This is a genomic window from Mobilicoccus caccae (assembly GCF_030161635.1).
GTDB classification, from domain to species: Bacteria; Actinomycetota; Actinomycetes; order Actinomycetales; family Dermatophilaceae; genus Mobilicoccus; species Mobilicoccus caccae.
Genome location: NZ_BSUO01000001.1, coordinates 1,910,643 through 1,929,263, shown reverse-complemented (window position 1 = coordinate 1,929,263; position 18,621 = coordinate 1,910,643). Strand labels below are relative to the sequence as shown.

General features: G+C 73.3%; 16 protein-coding genes, 3 pseudogenes and 1 riboswitch. Of the genes and pseudogenes, 8 read left to right on the top strand and 11 right to left on the bottom strand.

Annotation, left to right across the window (positions count from 1 at the left end; all coding sequences use genetic code 11):
* On the bottom strand, positions 1 to 471 hold the full coding sequence (locus QQK49_RS09360) for a hypothetical protein (RefSeq protein ID WP_284303679.1): 471 nt from the start codon (positions 469 to 471) through the stop codon (positions 1 to 3).
* 2 nt (positions 472 to 473) lie between these two features.
* Positions 474 to 1,580, bottom strand: coding sequence for a cobalt-precorrin-5B (C(1))-methyltransferase (locus QQK49_RS09355; RefSeq protein ID WP_284303678.1), 1,107 nt, complete (start codon positions 1,578 to 1,580; stop codon positions 474 to 476).
* 730 nt (positions 1,581 to 2,310) lie between these two features.
* Between QQK49_RS09355 and QQK49_RS09350 the strand changes: the two are divergent.
* A pseudogene (locus QQK49_RS09350) lies at positions 2,311 to 2,937 on the top strand (cobalt-precorrin-6A reductase); the annotation flags it as partial.
* A 153-nt stretch (positions 2,938 to 3,090) separates the two neighbouring features.
* Here QQK49_RS09350 and QQK49_RS09345 read toward each other — a convergent pair.
* Positions 3,091 to 3,819, bottom strand: coding sequence for a PIG-L deacetylase family protein (locus QQK49_RS09345; protein WP_284303677.1), 729 nt, complete (start codon positions 3,817 to 3,819; stop codon positions 3,091 to 3,093).
* Positions 3,820 to 4,003: 184 nt separating this feature from the next.
* Between QQK49_RS09345 and cobI the strand changes: the two genes are divergently transcribed.
* The 4 genes and pseudogenes from cobI to cobM all read left to right on the top strand — a co-directional run bounded on the left by cobI (position 4,004) and on the right by cobM (position 7,231).
* Positions 4,004 to 4,732 carry a precorrin-2 C(20)-methyltransferase gene (gene cobI, locus QQK49_RS09340; RefSeq protein ID WP_284303676.1) on the top strand — a complete coding sequence of 243 codons (729 nt, stop codon included), beginning with the start codon at positions 4,004 to 4,006 and terminating at the stop codon, positions 4,730 to 4,732.
* On the top strand, positions 4,729 to 5,973 hold the full coding sequence (cbiE, locus tag QQK49_RS09335) for a precorrin-6y C5,15-methyltransferase (decarboxylating) subunit CbiE (protein ID WP_284303675.1): 1,245 nt from the start codon (positions 4,729 to 4,731) through the stop codon (positions 5,971 to 5,973). The genes cobI and cbiE overlap by 4 nt, the downstream gene beginning before the upstream one ends.
* A gap of 29 nt (positions 5,974 to 6,002) precedes the next feature.
* Positions 6,003 to 6,394: pseudogene (locus tag QQK49_RS23240) on the top strand (cobalamin biosynthesis protein).
* 51 nt (positions 6,395 to 6,445) lie between these two features.
* The gene (gene cobM / locus QQK49_RS09320; RefSeq protein ID WP_284303672.1) at positions 6,446 to 7,231 is read left to right on the top strand and encodes a precorrin-4 C(11)-methyltransferase; all 786 of its coding nucleotides are present in this window, start codon (positions 6,446 to 6,448) and stop codon (positions 7,229 to 7,231) included.
* A gap of 31 nt (positions 7,232 to 7,262) precedes the next feature.
* On the opposite strand, the gene QQK49_RS09315 is transcribed toward cobM, so the two are convergent.
* The 7 genes from QQK49_RS09315 to QQK49_RS09285 are packed head-to-tail and all read right to left on the bottom strand — an operon-like array spanning position 7,263 to position 12,873.
* Positions 7,263 to 7,745 (bottom strand): glutathione peroxidase, encoded by a 483-nt coding sequence (locus tag QQK49_RS09315; protein ID WP_284303671.1) that lies wholly within the window; start codon positions 7,743 to 7,745, stop codon positions 7,263 to 7,265.
* A 13-nt stretch (positions 7,746 to 7,758) separates the two neighbouring features.
* Positions 7,759 to 8,169 (bottom strand): RbsD/FucU family protein, encoded by a 411-nt coding sequence (locus QQK49_RS09310; protein ID WP_284303670.1) that lies wholly within the window; start codon positions 8,167 to 8,169, stop codon positions 7,759 to 7,761.
* Positions 8,170 to 8,178: 9 nt separating this feature from the next.
* Positions 8,179 to 9,768 carry a precorrin-2 C(20)-methyltransferase gene (locus QQK49_RS09305; RefSeq protein ID WP_284303669.1) on the bottom strand — a complete coding sequence of 530 codons (1,590 nt, stop codon included), beginning with the start codon at positions 9,766 to 9,768 and terminating at the stop codon, positions 8,179 to 8,181.
* Between the two features lie 8 nt (positions 9,769 to 9,776).
* A complete protein-coding gene (locus QQK49_RS09300) occupies positions 9,777 to 10,406 on the bottom strand; it encodes a precorrin-8X methylmutase (RefSeq protein ID WP_284303668.1) in 630 nt (209 codons plus the stop codon).
* Positions 10,403 to 11,785, bottom strand: a complete 1,383-nt coding sequence (locus tag QQK49_RS09295; protein WP_284303667.1) for a hypothetical protein — start codon at positions 11,783 to 11,785, stop codon at positions 10,403 to 10,405. Before QQK49_RS09295 ends, QQK49_RS09300 begins: the two co-directional genes overlap by 4 nt.
* Positions 11,786 to 11,842: 57 nt before the next feature.
* Complete coding sequence (locus tag QQK49_RS09290) at positions 11,843 to 12,547, bottom strand: alpha/beta fold hydrolase (RefSeq protein ID WP_284303666.1); 705 nt, start codon at positions 12,545 to 12,547, stop codon at positions 11,843 to 11,845.
* Entirely contained in the window at positions 12,544 to 12,873 is a 330-nt protein-coding gene (locus tag QQK49_RS09285; RefSeq protein WP_284303665.1) for a hypothetical protein, read from the bottom strand. The genes QQK49_RS09290 and QQK49_RS09285 overlap by 4 nt, the downstream gene beginning before the upstream one ends.
* Before the next feature lie 120 nt (positions 12,874 to 12,993).
* Here QQK49_RS09285 and QQK49_RS09280 point away from each other — a divergent pair, with 120 nt between their 5' ends.
* Positions 12,994 to 13,503 carry a TetR/AcrR family transcriptional regulator gene (locus tag QQK49_RS09280; protein ID WP_284303664.1) on the top strand — a complete coding sequence of 170 codons (510 nt, stop codon included), beginning with the start codon at positions 12,994 to 12,996 and terminating at the stop codon, positions 13,501 to 13,503.
* A gap of 38 nt (positions 13,504 to 13,541) precedes the next feature.
* On the opposite strand, the gene QQK49_RS09275 is transcribed toward QQK49_RS09280, so the two are convergent.
* Positions 13,542 to 13,931: a VOC family protein gene (locus tag QQK49_RS09275; RefSeq protein ID WP_284303663.1), complete on the bottom strand. Its 390-nt coding sequence runs from the start codon at positions 13,929 to 13,931 to the stop codon at positions 13,542 to 13,544.
* Between the two features lie 147 nt (positions 13,932 to 14,078).
* Positions 14,079 to 14,202: riboswitch (cobalamin riboswitch) on the top strand.
* A gap of 31 nt (positions 14,203 to 14,233) precedes the next feature.
* Between QQK49_RS09275 and cobN the strand changes: the two genes are divergently transcribed.
* Together cobN and QQK49_RS09265 are read left to right on the top strand one after the other, a co-directional pair.
* On the top strand, positions 14,234 to 18,082 hold the full coding sequence (gene cobN / locus QQK49_RS09270; RefSeq protein WP_284303662.1) for a cobaltochelatase subunit CobN: 3,849 nt from the start codon (positions 14,234 to 14,236) through the stop codon (positions 18,080 to 18,082).
* A pseudogene (locus QQK49_RS09265) lies at positions 18,079 to 18,615 on the top strand (magnesium chelatase ATPase subunit I); the annotation flags it as partial. The gene cobN and the pseudogene QQK49_RS09265, both read left to right, overlap by 4 nt.
* Between the last annotated feature and the right edge of the window lie 6 nt (positions 18,616 to 18,621).

The following is an 18,621-nucleotide window of genomic DNA, read 5'->3' as shown; positions in this document are numbered from 1 at the left end:
CTAGATCGCCGAGGCGGTGGCGCCGGACCGGCCCGGGCCGATGAGCAGGCCGGCGACCATGAACCACACGGGCAACGCCGTGAGGATCGTGGAGAGCAGGAGACCGGCCATCGGTTCGACCAGGGCGATCGGCTCGCTTCCGCCCCGGAGGAGGAAGAGGACCGGACCGGCGACGAGGGCCGCGACGAACGCGACGCACATCGCGACGGCCGTGAGGAATCCGCCGAAGGTCCAACGGTTCTCGGCGTACCACGGTCGGCGCCGGTCGCGGCCCCGGCGGACGATCCAGAGGGCGACCGGCGCGGTGAGCAGAGGCGAGACGACGAGGCCGGCGAGCGCCGTGTCCCCCAGGTGTCGCATCGGGTCGATGCCGGGTGCGGCCTCGGTCAAGGCCGCGGTGGCCAGGAGCCACAGCAGCCAGGGGAGGGTCAGGCCCAGGAGGACGCGCCAGGGGGCGATGTGGTCGGTCACGGCTACGCCCGCCCGACGATCGTGCCGCCGCGATCGATGCAGATCACGTCGACGACGACTGGCGCGCCTCGCAGCACGGCGGTGGCCTCGGCGGCGGCGGCCGTGGCGACGGCGTCCCCGAGCTGGATGCCCGCCTCCTGCGAGAGGGTCAGCGCCTCCAGGCCGGTGTTGGCGCCGCGGATGCGCTCTGCGAGTTCGGCGTTCGCGCCTGCGCCGGTGGCGAGCGTCGCCAGGTGGTGCAGGTCGACGCTGGAGCGCCCGGAGTGCAGGTCGAGGTGGCCGGCCGCGAGCTTGGACAGCTTGGCGAATCCGCCGCAGATCGTCAGCCGGTCGACCGGGTGGCGGCGCAGATGCTTGAGGACGGCGCCGACGAAGTCGCCCATGTCGAGCAGGCTCGTCATCGGCAGCTCGTACTCGGCCATGACCACCCTCTCGGAGGTGGATCCGGTGCACCCGGCGACGTGGGTGTGGCCGAGGGCGCGCGCGACGTCGATGCCACGGTGGATGGAGTCGATCCAGGCCGCGCACGAGTAGGGGACGACGATGCCGGTCGTGCCGAGGATGGACAGCCCACCGAGGATGCCCAGCCGCGGGTTCCACGTCTCGGTGGCGATCCGTTCTCCGTCGACCACGCCCACCTCGACCTCGAGATCGGCTGCCCGGTGGTGGGATTCGGCGACGGCGGTGACGTGCTCGGTGATGAGGCGACGGGGGACGGGGTTGATCGCCGGTTCGCCGACGGCCAGGGGGAGCCCGGGCAGCGTCACGGTGCCGACCCCTGATCCGGCGACGAAGGTGACCCCGGAGCCGGGTTCGCCCGGGCGCACGGTGACCTCGATGACCGCCAGGTGGGTGACGTCGGGGTCGTCGCCGGCGTCCTTGGTGATCGCGGCCGTGGCCCACGGCCCGCGCGCATCGGTGCCGGACGCCTCGGTGGTGAGCGCGAACGCGGGGGTGTGGCCCTTGGGCAGAGTGATCGTGACGGGATCGAGGAACTCACCCGTGAACAGGGCGGCCGCGGCCGAGGTCGCAGCGGCCGTGGCACAGGCCCCGGTCGTCCACCCAGGCCGCAGACCCGTGTGGTCGAGCTGCGCCTCCCGTCCCCCCACGGGTTCGGCATGCGCATGCGCCTGTCCACCCTGCCGGTCCCTCGCCTCACTCACATCGCCATGGTGCCACCGCACGGGGGCTCCGCCCCCGTGTGCCCCCGAACTGCATGGACGCGGCTACGCCACGGCGTCCGGTGGTTCCGCCCGTTCAGGCTCGCTTCGCTCGCGAACGGACGGGGCTCCGCCCCCGTGTGCCCCCGGAACTGCCCGCACGGGGGCTCCCTCCCCCGTGTGCCCCCGGAACTGCCCGGACGCGGCTTCCGCCGCGGCGTCTGGTGGTTCCGCCCGTTCAGGCTCGCTCCGCTCGCGAACGGGCGGGGCTACGCCGCGGCGTCCGGTGGTTCCGCCCGTTCAGGCTCGCTTCGCTCGCGAACGGACGCGCCTGCGCCGCGGAAGCCGGCTCGGCCGGGGCCGGGTGGTCATCCGGCGCCCGATAGTGCGGCGGTGCTCCTGCAATAGGAGGAGCACCAGCGCACTTTCGTGTCGCCGAGCTCCGATATCGGGAGCACCGCCCGCACGGGGGCCTCCCGCCCCCGTGTGCCCTCCAACTGCATGGACGCGGCTGCGCCGCGGTGTCTGGTGGTTCTGCCCGTTCAGGCTCGCTCCGCTCGCGAACGGACGAGGCCTCACTCCCGCTGGGCCGTTCGGTGGCCCCGTGCACTGCCCCCGGCAGGCGTGGGGTCGACATCACGTGCCGGGTCTGGAGGCGCCTGCCTGCCACACTGGCGGCATGGCTCCGACCCGCATCCTCCTGCTCGGTGGTACCGCCGAGGGACGTCGTCTCGCAGCAGATCTCGCGACGCTGCCCGGTGTCGAGCCGACGAGTTCGCTCGCCGGGCGTGTGGAGTCGCCCGAAGAGCTCCCCGGGGTGGTCCGCGTCGGTGGGTTCGGTGGTGTCAACGGGCTCATGGCGCACCTGTTCGCCGAGCGGGTCGACCTCGTCATCGACGCCACGCACCCGTTCGCCGCGGAGATGACGCACAACGCCGCCAAGGCCTGTGAGGTGACCGGAACTCCGCTCGTACGGGTGGACCGGCCCGCGTGGAAGCCGCGACCCGGCGATCGGTGGCACGAGGTCGACACGGTCGCCGAGGCCGCGCGGAAGGCCGACGAGATCGGCACCCGCCTCTTCGTCACCACCGGACGTCAGGAGGCGCACGCCTTCGCCGACGTGCGGGCCTGGTGCCTGCTGCGCAGCGTCGACGCGCCCGAACCGCCGCTGCCCGCCCGCCACGAGATCCTCCTGCGCAAGGGGCCGTTCGTCGTGCCCGAGGAGATCGAGCTCATGACGAGCCGGCGCATCGACTGCGTCGTCACCAAGAACAGCGGTGGGGGAGCGACGGTGGCCAAGATGTGGGCCGCGCGTGAACTCGGGCTGCCCGTCGTCGTCGTCCGTCGCCCCCGCTCCCGCAGGGGTTGCACTGCGTCCCCGATCCGGAGGCCGCCGTCGACTGGGCCGCCGCCCGCCGACGAGCCTGAGTCGGATCGCGCCGAATCCGGCTGCGGCGCCTCAGAGGTCGAAGACCTCGAAGCCGACGCCGTACTCCGTGCCCGACAGCCGCCCGCCCTGGGTGAGGATGCCGGTGAGCAGGTCCCGCGGCGAGGGGTAGTCGGGCCCGAGCGCCTCGAGGTAGCGGGCGTGGGCCTCCAGGGAGGAGACGGCGGCCTCGACGTGACCGTCCACGCCGACGGCGTGCGTCGGCTCCGGCGAGGAGGCGTAGGCGATGAATCGCGCTCCGCCCCAGGGCTCGTCGTCGGCGTTGAGCTCGGGGAAGATCCACCGGTTGCCCGCGTCGCGCGCGGCGTCCATCGCGGCCTGACCGACCACCCGGTGATCCGCCTGGTTGGTGCCTCCGCCGGCGAACCGTTCCCGGTGCGTCAGGCAGAAGAGGGCGTCGGGCCGCCGGGCGCGGATGATGCGCGCGATGTCGCGGCGCAACGGCAGGCCGTACTCGACGACCCCGTCGGAGTGGTCGAGGAACTCGACGATCTCGACGCCGACCTCGGCCGCGCCGTCGCGTTCCTCCTGGGCCCGCAACACCGCGGCCTCGGTGGGGTCCATCGTGTCGATGCCCGCCTCACCGCGGGTGGCGAGCAGGTAGGTGACCGTGCGGCCGTCGTCGGTCCACCTGGCGACGGCAGCGGCCAGGCCGTACTCGATGTCGTCCGGGTGGGCGACGACCACGAGCGCGCGTTGCCAGTCGTCGGGGAGAGCGGGAAGGGTGGGCGTCGAGCTCATCTGTGCCTCCTCGCGGATCACCGGGCCAGACGGTCCGGTCGCGGCCAGCCTAACGACGCCGGACCTCTCGGTCGGACGACCCGCGCGGCGCGCCGTCGGGACTCGGGGTCCCGGTGTCCGGCGCGGCCCTCCGAGCAAGGCAGGATGGGCACGATCGACGCTGCCAGCCACTGCAGGAGGACCCATGGAAGAGCGCCGGCTGATCGGGGTCGGGGTGGGCCCCGGAGACCCAGAGCTGCTCACCTGCAAGGCCGTTCGGGTCCTGCGGGAGGCCGACGTCGTGCTCGTCCCGGCGCCTGTACCCGCCGATGCCGGGCCGGGTCGGGCCGAGCTGGCCGTCCGCGCGCACCTGACGGGTGACGCCACGATCCGCCGCGTCGAGGTCGAGGGCGGCGAGGCCGGCTCCGCCCCCGGCGACCGCGAGGCCGACTGGGAGCGCGCCGCGCAGGTGAGCCGCGAGGCGTTCGCCCAGGGTGCCCGCACGGTCGCCTACGCCACTCTGGGCGACCCGAGCGTCTACTCGATGTTCGCCCACCTCGCGCGCAGCGTCGCGGAGTCCACCGACGTGAGCGTCGAGATCGTCCCCGGCATCACCGCGATGCAGGCGCTCGCCGCGGCGAGTCGCACGCCGCTCGTCGAGGGCACCGAGTCGCTCACGCTCGTGCCCGCCACGGCCGGGCTCGCGACCTTCACCGACGCCCTCGAGCACTCCGACACGGTCGTGGCCTACAAGGGTGGGCGGTTCCTGTCGGCGATGCACGGCGAACTCACGCGGCGCGGCCGGTTGGCCGGGGCCGTCCTCGGCAAGCACGTCGGTCACGACGACGAGACGATCACCCCGCTCGCCTCGCTGGCCCCCGGAGGGCGCGGCGACGACCTCACCACCGTCATCGTGCCCGCAGCCCGGGCATGAGCGAGGTCCCCGTCCACGTCTACGGGTACATCGGCGACGCCGCGCCCCTCCCGGCCTCCGCGCGCGAGGTGATCGCGGCGGCGGACCTCGTCGTCGGCGGTCGCCGCCACCTCGACGCCCTGGGGGTGGCCGAGGAGGTACGCGTCGTCCTCGGTCGTCTCGACCCGGCGATCGAGGCCCTCGTACAGCGCGGCTCGCGGCGCGCCGTCGTCGTGGCCAGCGGCGATCCCGGGTTCTTCGGCATCGTGCGACGGCTGCGGGCCGCCGGCCTGGACCTCGTCGTCGAGCCGGGACCCTCGGCGTGCGCACTCGCCTTCGGCCGGCTCGGGATGCCGTGGGAGGACGGCCAGATCGTCTCGGCCCACGGCCGCGACCTGCGGCGGGCGCTCAACGTCATCCGGGCCAACGACCTCGTCGCCGTCATGACCGACGTCGGCTCCGGACTGCGCGAGATCGCCGCCGCCCTCGGCCCGTGGCCCCGCGAGCTCGTGCTGCTCGAACACCTCGGCGAGCACGACGAGCGGGTGCGCCGGTTCACGCTCGAGGAGGCCCTCGCCCTCGACCCGGCCGACATCCTCGAACCGAACGTCGTCGTCGCCCTCGCCACGGCCGATGCGCAGGCCTCGCCCACGTCGCCGTGGAGCGGGCCCGGGATGCCGTGGCGTCTCGGCGATCGCGGACGTCACGTGCGGGCCGCGGAGCTGCGCGCCGATCCCGTCTCCGCCCTGGTCATGGGGGCGTTCGGCGCCGGCCCGGGAGACCTGGTCGCGGTGCTGGGCGAGGACACCGATCTCGTGGCCGCCGCGGCGGCGGAACGGGGCGCCGCGGTCGGCCGCTTCGCGCCCTCGGGGGGTGTGCAGGGATCGCAGGGGATGCCGCTGGCCGACGAACCCGACCTCGTGTGCGTGTCGGCAGCTGGGGAGTGGTTGTCGGAGATCCTCGACGCCGTCGCCGGCACCTGGGACACGGTGCGCACCCTGGCGGTGGTCACCGACGAGGCCGGCGTCCATCTCGCCGAAGCGTGCCTGGCCCGCACCGCCCACGACGCGGACTTCGCCTGCCGCATGATCCCCCTGCCCGGCCCCGTCGACCTGCGCCGGGTGCCGTGTGGCACGTGGGCACCGACCGGGCGCTACCTCCTGCTGGCCGATCGCTGCGCCGACTCCCCGGACGCCGAATCCCCTGGTGCCGCCATCGATCTCGGCGCCGCGGCGCTTCTGGCCGACGGGCTCGGCAGGTGACGGAGACCGCCGGGCGGTTGGTCGTCGGCATGGGGTGTCGCCGCGGCACCCCGAGCGTCGATCTGCGCGCCCATCTGCTCGCGGTCCTGGCCGAGCACGGTCTGTCAGCGGAGTCGGTGGCGGCGTTCGTCTCGGTGGAGGCCAAGGCCGCCGAGCCCGGACTCCTCGCCCTCGCCGCCGAGTGGGGGTGCCGCTACGCACCCACCCCGCCGAGGTCCTGCGCGCCCTCGAGGTCCCGAGCGCAGGCCTGAGTCCCGATGCCGCCGAGGCGGTCGGGACGCCCAGCGTGGCGGAGGCGGCCGTCCTCGCCGAGGGGGCCGAACTCGTCGTCCCCAAGCACGTCCGGCCCGGATCGACGGTCGCGATCGGTCGCGTCACCGCCACCGACGGCGACCGTCCGGCACCCGGGGCGCGGCGATAGGATCGCTGCGCCGCTCGGCCGAGGCGTTCAGTCCACGATCAAGGAGCAAGCGTGACCGTCCACTTCATCGGAGCCGGCCCCGGCGCGCCCGACCTCATCACCGTGCGTGCCCTCCGCCTCATCGAGGCGAGTCCCGTGTGCCTGTACGCCGGTTCGCTGGTGCCGGCGGAGATCCTCGAGCACTGCCCGCCCGGCGCGCGGCTCGTCGACACCGCGGGTCTCGACCTCGACGCCATCACCGCCGAACTCCTCGCCGCCCACGAGCGCGGGGAGGACGTGGCCCGGCTGCAGTCCGGCGACCTGTCCGTGTTCTCGGCGGTCTCCGAGCAGATCCGCCGCCTGGAGGCGGCCGGTGTCCCGTACTCGCTCACGCCCGGGGTGCCCGCCTTCGCGGCCGCCGCGGCGGCGCTGGGCCAGGAACTCACCGTGCCCACGGTCGGGCAGACCGTCGTCCTCACGCGCGCCAGCCGCAACGCCACCGCCATGCCAGCGGGGGAGGAACTGCACGAACTCGCCCGCACCGGAGCCCTGCTCGTGCTCCACCTGGCCACCAATCTCGTCGAGGACGTCGTCGAGGTCCTCGTGCCCCACTACGGAGCGGACTGCCCCGCCGCCGTGGTCGCGATGGCCGGCCGTCCGGACGAGATCGTCGCGCGCTGTCGGCTGTCAGAGCTCGCGACGACGGTGCGCGAGCGAGGCATCCGGCGGACCGCCCTACTGTTCGTGGGCCGTGTGCTCGAGGCCGGCGACTTCGCCGACTCCCACCTGTACTCGGCCGCCTGCGCCGCCGAGCGCCGGGACACACCGCTGCCGGCGCCGGTGGGCGAGCACAGCTGAGCGACCGAAGGGCGACTGCGCGCCGCGCGGCTCAGCCCCGCAGGGCGGTGACGATGTCGGCCTCGATGGACTCGGGGCGCACGATGGGCGCGTACCGGTCGATGACGAGGCCGTCGGCGCCGATGAGGAACTTGGTGAAGTTCCACTTGACGCGGTCGCCGAATCGTCCCCGTCTGCTGCGACGCATCCACTGCCACAGCGGATGCGCGTCACGGCCGTTGACGTCGACCTTGGCGAACACCGGAAAGGTGACGTCGTAGACCGTGACGCAGAAGTCGCGGATCTGCGCGTCGGTGCCCGGCTCCTGCCGGGCGAACTGATTGCACGGAAACCCGAGGACCGCGAACCCCTGATGCCGGCGGCGTTGCCAGAGATCCTCCAGCGCGAGGTACTGCGGCGTGAACCCGCATCTGCTCGCCACGTTGACGACGAGCACGACCTGTCCGGCGAAGTCCGACAGGTGGCGCATCTCGCCGCTGAGGGTCCTCGCCGAGAAGTCGGTGAGGGTCGTCATGCCCTTCAGTGTCTCAGGTGAGGACACCCTTGCGAAGGACGACACTGGAATCGCGTGCCGTCTCGCCGGTGACGACGACGACCGCTGCGCCCACGAGGTTCTCGTAGAACGCGGGGCGGGGGAGGCACTCGGCGGAGACCTCACCGCCCCAGATCCGCTCGTAGGCCTCCCAGCGCGGGTGCCGCTCGCCGGACTCGGGCGCGACGAGCACGACCTGCGCGTCGGCGTCGTGGTCCAGCGGCATGAGGTGCAGGACGGCCTCGAGCAGCGTCGTCAGCGGGACGCCGTCGGCGCGGATCACCTGGTGGTGGATGCTGTGCGCGGGCAGGCCGGCCTCGGCGAGGACGATCTCGTCGCCCTCACCCATCTCCATGAGGGCCTTGACCAGGTCCGGCGACAGGGCCGGGGGGATGTGACGCAGCACGGATGCTCCTCAGTCGTCGGGATAGCGGCGTGGGGTCCACACCACGAGTTCGCCACCGTCGGGACCGCCCGGGTGGGCGCCGACGGATCGGGGTCCGCCGTTGCGGCGGACGACGCGGGTCCGGCTGGAGCCGACGATGAGCATGGTGCGCATGTCGACCACCTCGGGATCGAGGTCGGCCAGCGTTGTCACGCTCACCCGCTCCCCGTCGGGGTCTCCGACGGCGCGGGCGACGACCACGGGGGTCTCCGGTGCCCTGACCTGCAGCAACTCCTCGCGGATGGCGGCCACCTGCGTGCGGCGCTCCGTGCTCGCCGGGTTGTACATGGCGATGACGAGGTCGGCCTCGGCGGCCGCCTTGACCCGGGCGCGGACGACGTCGAACGGCTTGAGCCGGTCGGACAGCGAGATCGTGGCGAAGTCGTGGCCGAGCGGCGCACCGACGACGGAGGCGACGGCGTGCGAGGCGGTCATCCCGGGCAGGACCCGCACGGGCACCCCGGCGTACCGCTCCTCACCGGCCACCTCGAGCACCGCCGTGGCCATGGCGAACACGCCGGGATCTCCCGAGCTGACGACGACGACGCGACGGCCCCGCATCGCCAGATCGAGGGCGAACTCGGCGCGTTCGGACTCCACCTTGTTGTCGCTGTCGTGCTTGACGAGGCCGGGGCGGTCGGGGACCCGACGCACGTAGGTCGTGTAGCCGACGATGTCGGTGGCCCGGCGCAGGGCCGCATCGACCTCGGGCGTGCGCCACTGGGCCCCGGCGGGGCCCAGGCCGACGACCTCGACGTACCCGTCGACGGCCGACTCCGGGCGCGCGGCGTCCGGCATCCACTCGGCGGCCCCGACCGCGCTCGGGACGACGGCGAGGGAGAAGTACGGCACGGAGTCGGGGTCGACCTCGTGGAGGGGGCGGACCACCTCCTGCTCGTGGCTGACGCGCTCGGCGTACCAGGCCGCGTCGAGGCGGCCGGAGGCCTCCAGCGCCCGGCGGACCTTGCCGAAGGTGCGGCCGAGCTTCATGACGACGGCGGCGTCGGTGTGGGCGAGGTGCTGCGTCAGCGTCTCCTCACCGAGGGTGCCCGGCAGGATCGTCAGCACCTCCTCGCCTTCGACCAACGGCCGGTCGAGGGCGGTGGAACACGCGGTGACAGAACTGATCCCGGGGACCACCGTCGTGGGGTACCGGTGCGCGAGGCGTTCGTGCATGTGCTGGAACGAGCTGTACATGAACGGGTCGCCCTCGGCGAGGATCGCCACGTCCCGCCCGGCGTCGAGATGCGCCGCGAGCCGCGCCGCGGCCTCGTCGTAGAACTCGTCGATGGCGGCGCGGTACCCACCGGGGTGGTCCGTCTGGCCGGTGGTGACCGGGTACTCGAGGACCTCCTCGACGTGGTCCTCCCGCAGGTGCGCCTGCGCGATCGAGCGGGCGACCGACGAGCCGCCGGGGGCCTGGTGGTAGGCGACGACGTCGGCGGTGCGGATGGCCTCGACGGCGGCGAGCGTCAGCAGCATGGGGTCGCCGGGTCCCACGCCGACGCCGGTGAGGTGTCCGGCGTTCGGGTCGGGGGCGCCGGAGTGGACGTCGTTCATCGGCAGGGTCATTCGGTCGGCAGGGTGAGGGCGTTGAGGGCGCCGCAGGTGATCGCCGAGCCGCCGCGGCGGCCTCGGACGGTGATGTACTCCAGCCCGAGGTCGTTCTCGATCAGCGCCTCCTTGGACTCCGCCGCACCGATGAATCCGACGGGCATCCCGAGGACGGCGGCGGGTCGCCACGGGGCGTCCCGGAGGATCTCGAGCAGGTGGAACAGTGCGGTGGGGGCGTTGCCGACGGCGATGACGGCGCCGTCGATGCGCTCACCCCAGAGTTCGACGGCCGCGGCCGTGCGGGTGTTGCCGATCCGGGCCGCCAGCTCGGCGACGGCCGGGTCGGTGAGCAGACAGACGACGTCGTTGTCCGCGGGCAGTCGCTTGCGGGTGATGCCGCTGGCCACCATGTTCGTGTCGACGAGGATCGGCGCGCCGCCCGCGAGGGCCTGCATCGCGGCGGAACAGGCGCCGGAGGAGAACACGATGTCTCCCGCGAGGTCGACCGATCCACTGGAGTGGATCATCCGGACGGCGACCCGCTCCTCGTCGACGGAGAACCGGTCGAGGTCGGATTCGGCCCGGATCGTCGCGAACGACTGCCGGTAGATCTCGGCGCCGTCGGTGATGTAGTCGTGCGTCAAGGCTGGGTTCCTTGGGGGAGTTCGGGGCTGTCGGGACGGTCGAGGTGTCGCGGGTGTTCGGCGGGCCGGGCGCCGATGAGATCGACGAGGACGTCGTGCCCGTCGCCCAACGGCGCTCCGGCGGCGGAGTCCCCGTCGGCCGGCGTGGTCGCGTAGGGCCGCGCATCGGGGTGTTCGGCGGGAATCGCCACGGCCTCACGGTGGGGGCTGCGGGGGTGGCCGCAGCGCCGCTCGCACCCGCTGACGTGGACTGGCAGACGTGCCGGCGCCCGGGTGTGCCCGTCGCGGACGACCGTGGCCAGCGCGTCCAGGACGTCGCCACGCACGTCCCGGGCCGACGACGCGCATCCGGGCAGGCCGGTGCAGGCGCTCACCCCGAGGGCGGGATCGCCGGCGTGGGTGATGAGGCCGAGTTCGCCCGCCTGATCGAGGAGTTCGCGCCGCGCGTCGGCGGTGAGGCCCGCGATGACGACGCTGCGCCCGGGGGTGGTGCGGACCAGGCCGTCGGCGCTCGCCGCGATCGAGGCGAGGGTGAGCCAGGTGGTCGCCGGTGCGGTTCCCAGCAGCAGGGGGAGCGCGACGGCGTCGGCGCCCAGCGGGCCCGGTGCCGGCGTCACCGGGTGGGTCTCGACGGGGGCGGACACGGGGGATCCGGTCACGGGTCGGGCCTGGGGGAAGGAAGCCCTCAGCGCCCCGACGATCGCCGCCACCGTCGCGGTCGGATTGACGAGTTCGGTGATCCGCCAAGCGGTCTCGCGCACCGCGTCGCGGGCGTTGAGAAAGGCCACGGCTGCGACGGTGAGCGCGGCGAGCATCGCCTCGGCCGGCAGCACCAGGACCGGGGTGCGGCCGAGGGAGACCTCGACGTGATCGGTCGAGACCCACTGCGCGGCCACATCGGGCTGGAGCGCGAGCACGTCACCGCGTCCGTCGTCGAGGCCGAAGAGGAACCGCCCGGACAGGTCGGCCGCGCGCGCGGTGTCGCACAGGAGGCGGTCGAGGGCCCGGACGGCGTCGACGAGGCTGCCGGAGACGCCCGATCCGTCGAGTCCCGCCGCGGGGCTGGCCACGATGTTGCGGATGCGCTCGTGGGTGGCCGAGGGGAGCAGTCCGGCCGAGTCGAGGAGGCGGGAGAGACGGTCGCCGTCGGCGGCGTCCAGCCCGCGGATCTCGAGGTTGCCGCGGGCGGTGAGGCTGAGCTGCCCGTCACCGAGGGTCGACGCCGCATCGGCGAGCGCGATGACCTGGTCGGAGGTCAGCAGCCCTCCGGGGACACGGATCCGCGCGAGATACCCGTCGGCGGCCTCGTGCAGGCGCAGCGCGCCGGGGCAACGGTCACCCCCGACACGCACGGGGGAGCCCGGGGGTGTGGTGGACATGGGCGCGAGCCTAGCGGCATCCCCCGACACCCGTTCGCGGGACGGCCCGACCCGGGGCTACCGGCCCGTCTCGGACTCCGACCACCACGCGTCCAGTCGCTCGACGAGGGCGGGTCCGGTCTGGAACGGCAGGGAGTGGGTGGTGTCCGGCCACGTCTCGACCCTCGCCCGGGGGATGAGGCGAGCCCGCTGCGCCGCCTCCTGGCCGCCGGCGAGGGAGCTGCGCTCGGCGATACCGACGTACACGGGCATGGGCAGCGCGCGCAGGGTCGCGTCGTCGCGGGGCGAAGGCGTGGGGAGCGCGCCGGAGAAGTGCTCGGACCCCAGCGCGATCATCCGTCCGACCGGCTCGTCCGCCGCGACCTCCTCGGGCTCCACGCCCCCGATCTCCGCCAGCGCCCGGTCGCGCCACGACCCCGGCACCGGGAGGGTGGCCACGGTGGCCCAGAAGAAGATCGACGGTGGTGGGTAGTCGAGCGTGAAGGCCGGCTCCAGCAGGGTGAGGGTGGCGACCCGCTCGGGGTGCCGCTGCGCGTGGATCATGCCCGTCGCACCGCCGAAGGAGTGGCCGACGACGTGCGCACGGGCCAGTCCGAGGCCGCCGAGGGTCTCCTCCACCCAGACCGCCTGATCCTCATAGCGGGTCATGGGGACCGTCTGGGGCGAGAGCCCGGTGTCGCCGAGGGCGTCGAAGGTGTAGACGTCCCGCCGCGCGGCGATGTCGGCCACCTGCTCGGCCCACTGAGGGGTTCCGGACATCATGCCCGGCAGGAGGACGACGGGGGTCCGCTCCCGGTGCTCGGGGAGGTCCACCCGTAGGCGCGGACCGAGCCCAGCGAGGTGGGGATGTCCCGGGTGAGCGTCGGGCCGGGCAGGAGCCCCATCGCCCGGTCGTAGGCCTGCACGTAGGCGTGACGCCCGTCGGACGACCGCCAGTGCCCCACCGAGGGATCGGGCCAGACGATGCGTGCGAGCGTGGCCGCGGCGAGCCCGAGGATCACCAGGATCGCGAGCGGTCGTGCCCAGCGGAGTACGCGGGTGTGGAGGGGACGACGGGCCGGCGGACCGGGAACTCGAGTGGCGGGCATGGCCTCACCCCTTTCAGTACGGTCGTATCGTAACATGATGCGATACGACCGTACTGCTATGGTGGGATCCATGCCGAAGCAGGTCGATCACGCCGAGCGCCGCGCCGAGATCATCCGGGGGTGTGGGCGCTCATCGCCGAGGCGGGGATCGAGGCCGTGACGATGCGCCGGGTCGCTGCGGCTGCGGGTGTCTCGGTCGGTCGGATCCAGCACTACTTCGCCAGCCGCAGTGAGCTCGTGCGGGCGAGCGCGCGGGCGATGATCACCGCCGCGGAGGGGACCTATGCGGCCGAAGGATCGGCGCCCGGCCCGGCGGCGCGGTACGCGGTGGATCACGTCATCCCGCGCACCGACGCTCAGCGGGTGGGGACGACGATCTGGCTCGCGTACGTCTCCGCGTCGGTCGGTGATCCGGAGATCGCCTCGATCCTCGCGGAGGCCAAGCGCGGTCAGGAGGACGAGGTGACACGGCTCCTCGCCGAGGCCGGGGTGGCCGGCGGAGACGCCGGTGCCCGCAGGCGCGCGCGGATGCTGGTCGCCCTGGCCGACGGGCTGGCCTCCCGAGTCCTCATCGGCGACCTCACGACTGAGGAGGCAATGGCGGTGCTCGACGAGGCGTGGGCGCCCTGAACGGGCGGGTGTCCCGCTGCAGTGCCGGCCGGCGTCGCTCAGTCCTGGTGCAGGCAGATGAGGTTGCCCTCGGAGTCCTCGAACACGGCGTCGGTGCCGCCGTAGGGCATCTCCGTGGGTTCCATCGTGAACACGACCTGGGCGGCGCGCAGCAGCTCGTAGTCGCGGTCGATGTCGTCGCAGCCGAAGACGGTGGTCGGGATCCCCTGTTCGTGGCGTCTGGCCATGAGGACGGCGGTGTCGTCGTCGGCGGGCTCGAGCAGCAGGTGGACGTCCTTGGTCCCTTCGGGGGCGACGAGCGCGATCCAGCGGTTGCCCGCGTCGTCGACGGGGGAGTCGGTGTGGACGCCGAAACCCAGGTGGTCGCGGTAGAACCGCAGAGCGCGGTCCTGGTCGAGGACGGGGATCGAGACGACGGAGAGACGCATGTCGTGATGGTAGCGACGCACCCCCAGGCGGGGCCATGGCTGCCGGACGGGGTCCGCGCACGCTGAGAGCGACGCCCTGTCGGAGGGCGCTGTTAGGCTCCGATCGGGCTCGGATCGGGCCCGCCGGCCGGTCCCGAGAGGGCCGGGCGATTCGAGGTCGCAGGACGTAGTGGAGGAAGCCGGTGAGAGGCCGGCGCGGTCCCGCCACTGTGTCCCCAACCGCGCTGTGCGGGTGGGGGAGTCAGGAACTCCGGTCCTGCGACAGACCCCCGGGGCGAGGAAACCCCGAGAGAGGCCCACCCGTGTTCCTTCTGCTGTCGACCTCCGACACCGATCTGCTCTCCGCGCGCGCCGCCGACGGACCCGTCGCGTGGCGTCACGCCAACCCCGCCAAGCTCGACCGGCTGGGGCTCGCCGTCGCCGGCGACGCACCCGACGACGACCGGCCCGCGCTCGCCCGCCGCCTCGAGGTGCTCCTGGAGGGGGTCGACCTCGTCGTCGTGCGCCTCCTCGGTGGCCGCCGTGCGTGGGAGGAGGGCCTCGACCTGCTGCTGGCCCCCGACCAGACCCGCCCCGTCGTCGTCCTCACCGGCGAACAGGCGCCCGACGCCGAGCTGATGGCGCACTCCACCGTGCCGATGGGCGTGGCCACCCAGGCCCACGCCTACCTCGCCCACGGCGGCGCCGCCAACCTCGCCGAACTCGGCGCCTTCCTCTCCGACACCGTCCTGCTCACCGGCCACGGGTTCACCGCACCCCAGGCGGCGCCGGCGTGGGGGTCCCTCGGATGCACCGGTGCCTGCCTCGAGCGTCCAGGCGCGGAACGTCCGACGTGCGGAGAGAGCGACTGCCGCGCCTGGGCCGCGCGGGCCGAGAAGTCCGCCGCCGACTCCCGACCCACGATCGCCGTGCTCTTCTACCGCGCCCACCATATGAGCGGCAACACCGCGTTCGTGCACACGCTGTGCGAGGCGATCGACGCTGCGGGCGGCGTGCCGCTGCCGATCTTCGTGACCTCGCTGCGTGAACCGGACGCCGACCTCATGGCCGTGCTCGCGGGGGCCGACGCCGTGATCACCACGGTTTTGGCCGCAGGCGGCACGGTGCCCTCGGCCGCACAGGCCGGAGGCAGCGAGGACGCCTGGGACGCGGGTGCGCTCGCCGCCCTCGACGTGCCGATCATCCAGGGGCTCGTGCTCGGCTCGACCCGGCAGGAGTGGCTCGACAACGACGACGGCGTCACCCCGCTCGACTGCGCCACCCAGGTCGCGGTGCCGGAGTTCGACGGCCGGCTCATCTCGGTGCCGTTCAGCTTCAAGGAGGTCGACGCCGACGGGCTCCCGCGGTACGTCGCCGACCCCGAGCGCTCCGCACGGGTCGCCGGCATCGCCGTCTCCTACGGCCGCCTGCGTTCCACCCCGGTCGAGCAGCGTCGACTCGCGATCGTCCTGTCGGCCTACCCCACCAAGCACGCGCGCATCGGCAACGCCGTCGGGCTCGACACCCCCGCCAGCGCCGTCACCCTGCTGCGGCGACTTGCCGACGCCGGGTACGACATCGGCCCGCTCGCGGGCGAGGGCTCGCTGCCCGGTGTGGAGTCCGGCGACGGCGACGACCTCATCCACGCCCTCATCGCCACGGGCGGGTACGACCAGGCCTGGCTCACCGAGGAGCAGCTCGCCTCCAACCCGCTGCGGGTGCCGGCCCGGCTGTACGAGCAGTGGTACGCGGGCCTGGCACCCGACCTGCGCGACCTCGTCGAGGAGGCCTGGGGACCGGCGCCCGGCGAGCTCTACGTCGACGCCCACACGAGCCGCCGCCGCGGCGGCGCGGACGAGACCTCCCTCATCCTCGCCGGGGTGCAGGCGGGCAACGTCGTCGTCATGATCCAGCCGCCGCGCGGGTTCGGCGAGAACCCCATCGCCATCTACCACGACCCCGACATGGCGCCCAGCCACCACTACCTCGCGGCCTACCGCTGGCTCGAGGCCGACGTCGAGGACGGCGGATTCGGCGCGCACGCCGTGGTCCACCTGGGCAAGCACGGCAACCTCGAGTGGCTGCCCGGCAAGTCCACGGCGATGGCGGCCACGTGCGGCCCCGACGCGGTGCTCGGCAACCTGCCGCTGATCTACCCCTTCCTCGTCAACGACCCCGGCGAGGGCACCCAGGCCAAGCGTCGCGCGCACGCCACGCTCGTCGACCACCTCGTGCCGCCGATGACGCGGGCCGACTCCTACGGCGACATCGCCAAACTCGAGCAACTGCTCGACGAGTACGCGCAGGTCTCGGTCATGGACCCGGCCAAGGCGCCGGCGGTGCGCCAGCAGATCTGGACCCTGATCCAGGCGGCGCGCCTGGACAAGGACCTCGGGCTCACCGAACGCCCCGAGGAGGACTTCTTCGACGACTTCATCCTCCACGTCGACGGGTGGCTGTGCGAGATCAAGGACGTCCAGATCCGCGGTGGTCTGCACGTGCTCGGGCAGGCTCCGACGGGGGAGGCGCGGGTCAACCTCGTGCTGGCGATGCTCCAGGCCGCGCAGATCTGGGGTGGGGAGTACGCCCTGCCCGGCCTGCGCGAGGCCCTCGGACTCGACGAGGGCGACAAGGCCCGCCAGGCCACCGACGACGTCGAGGCGGCCGCGCGCGGTCTGGTCGAGGCGATGGAGGCGGCGGACTGGGCTCCCGACGCCGTCGCCGAGGTGGCTTCTCGCAGCCGCGAACTCGTGGCCGCCGGGGTGCGTGGCGAGGCCGGTGTGGGCGACGCCCTCGACCCGGAGAAGGTCGCCGCCGTCCTCACCTTCGCGGCCACGGAGATCGTGCCGCGCCTGTCGGCGACCACCGACGAGATCGACCGTCTGCTGCACGCCCTCGACGGCGGGTTCGTCCCGCCCGGCCCGTCGGGCTCTCCGCTGCGGGGCCTCATCAACGTGCTGCCGACCGGGCGCAACTTCTACTCCGTCGACCCGCGCGCCATCCCGAGCCGCCTGGCGTGGGAGACCGGCCGCGCCCTCGCCGACTCCCTCGTCGAGCGGTACACCAAGGACCACGGCGAGCCACCGGCCAACGTCGGTCTGTCGCTGTGGGGCACCTCGGCCATGCGCACCGCCGGGGACGACATCGCCGAGGCCCTCGCGCTCATGGGGATCCGGCCGGTGTGGGACGACGCGTCGCGGCGGGTCGGCGGGCTCGAGGCCATCCCGGTCTCCGAGCTGGGGCGTCCGCGCATCGACGTCACCCTGCGCATCTCGGGGTTCTTCCGCGACGCGTTCCCGCACGCCACGGCCCTGCTGGACGACGCCGTCGAGCTGGCCGCGAGGCAGGAGGAGTCCGACTCCGAGAACTTCGTGCGCGCCCACGTCGAGGCCGACAAGGCCGCGGGCGTCGACGAGCGCTCCGCCCGCACACGCGTGTTCGGCTCCAAGCCGGGCACGTACGGCGCGGGTCTGCTGCAGCTCATCGACAGCCGTGACTGGCGCACCGACGCCGACCTCGCCGAGGTGTACGGCGTGTGGGGCGGGTACGCCTACGGGCGTGACCTCGACGGCGTGCCCGCGCGGGAGACCATGGAACGCACCTACAAGCGCATCCGCGTCGCGGCCAAGAACGTCGACACCCGCGAGCACGACATCGCCGACTCCGACGACTACTTCCAGTACCACGGCGGGATGGTCGCGGCCGTGCGTGCGCTGACGGGCGCCGACCCCGAGGCGTACATCGGCGACTCGACGCGTCCCGAGATCGTCGCCACCCGAACGCTGCTCGAGGAGACCTCGCGGGTGTTCCGCGCCCGCGTGGTCAACCCCAAGTGGATGGAGGCGATGCGCGAACACGGGTACAAGGGCGCGTTCGAGATGGCCGCCACCGTCGACTACCTGTTCGGTTACGACGCCACCACGGGCGTGATCGACGACTGGATGTACGACAGGCTCACCCGCGAGTACGTGCTCGATCCGGTCAACCGCGACTTCCTCGCCACGTCCAACCCCTGGGCGCTGCACGGGATGGCCGAGCGGCTGTTGGAGGCCGTCGATCGCAAGATGTGGGCCGAGCCCGACCCGGAGGTGCTCTCCGAACTCCGGCAGGCCTACCTGGATTCCGAGGGCGACCTCGAGGGCGAGGACGACGAGGACGAGGTCGGGGCATGAGCACCGGGTCGCCGACCTTCCCGTTCTCCGCGGTGGTCGGCATGGACGACATGGGCCTCGCGCTGTGCCTGGCCGCGGTGTCGCCGGGGATCGGCGGGGTGCTCGTGCGGGGCGAGAAGGGCACCGCCAAGTCGACGATGGTGCGGGCGCTGGCTGCGGTGCTGCCGCCGGTGGCCGTGGTGGACGGGTGCCGGTTCGCCTGCGATCCGGCCGATCCCGACCCGGACTGCCCCGATCGGGAACGCGCCGATCACACCCCGGACCGCGAGTCGGGGAGCACCCGGCCGGTGCGGCTCGTCGAACTCCCGGTGGGGGCGAGTGAGGACCGGGTCGTCGGATCGCTGCACCTCGACGACCTGCTGGCGCGTTCCCGGGTCGAGTTCGACCCGGGACTGCTCGCCCAGGCGCACCGCGGGATCCTCTACGTCGACGAGGTCAATCTGCTGCCCGACCACCTCGTCGACACGCTGCTCGACTCGGCCGCCATGGGCCGGGCGCGCATCGAACGCGAGGGCGTCTCGGTCTCGCACGCGGCACGA

What these genes read in the sequence shown, in the direction of transcription:
- QQK49_RS09345 (WP_284303677.1), bottom strand. Translation starts at nt 3,819, where the DNA reads ATGAGCTCGACGCCCACCCTTCCCGCTCTCCCCGACGACTGGCAACGC.
- cobI (WP_284303676.1), top strand. Translation starts at nt 4,004, where the DNA reads ATGGAAGAGCGCCGGCTGATCGGGGTCGGGGTGGGCCCCGGAGACCCA.
- cbiE (WP_284303675.1), top strand. Translation starts at nt 4,729, where the DNA reads ATGAGCGAGGTCCCCGTCCACGTCTACGGGTACATCGGCGACGCCGCG.
- QQK49_RS09315 (WP_284303671.1), bottom strand. Translation starts at nt 7,745, where the DNA reads ATGACGACCCTCACCGACTTCTCGGCGAGGACCCTCAGCGGCGAGATG.
- QQK49_RS09305 (WP_284303669.1), bottom strand. Translation starts at nt 9,768, where the DNA reads ATGAACGACGTCCACTCCGGCGCCCCCGACCCGAACGCCGGACACCTC.
- QQK49_RS09295 (WP_284303667.1), bottom strand. Translation starts at nt 11,785, where the DNA reads ATGTCCACCACACCCCCGGGCTCCCCCGTGCGTGTCGGGGGTGACCGT.
- QQK49_RS09290 (WP_284303666.1), bottom strand. Translation starts at nt 12,547, where the DNA reads ATGATGTCCGGAACCCCTCAGTGGGCCGAGCAGGTGGCCGACATCGCC.
- QQK49_RS09285 (WP_284303665.1), bottom strand. Translation starts at nt 12,873, where the DNA reads ATGCCCGCCACTCGAGTTCCCGGTCCGCCGGCCCGTCGTCCCCTCCAC.
- QQK49_RS09275 (WP_284303663.1), bottom strand. Translation starts at nt 13,931, where the DNA reads ATGCGTCTCTCCGTCGTCTCGATCCCCGTCCTCGACCAGGACCGCGCT.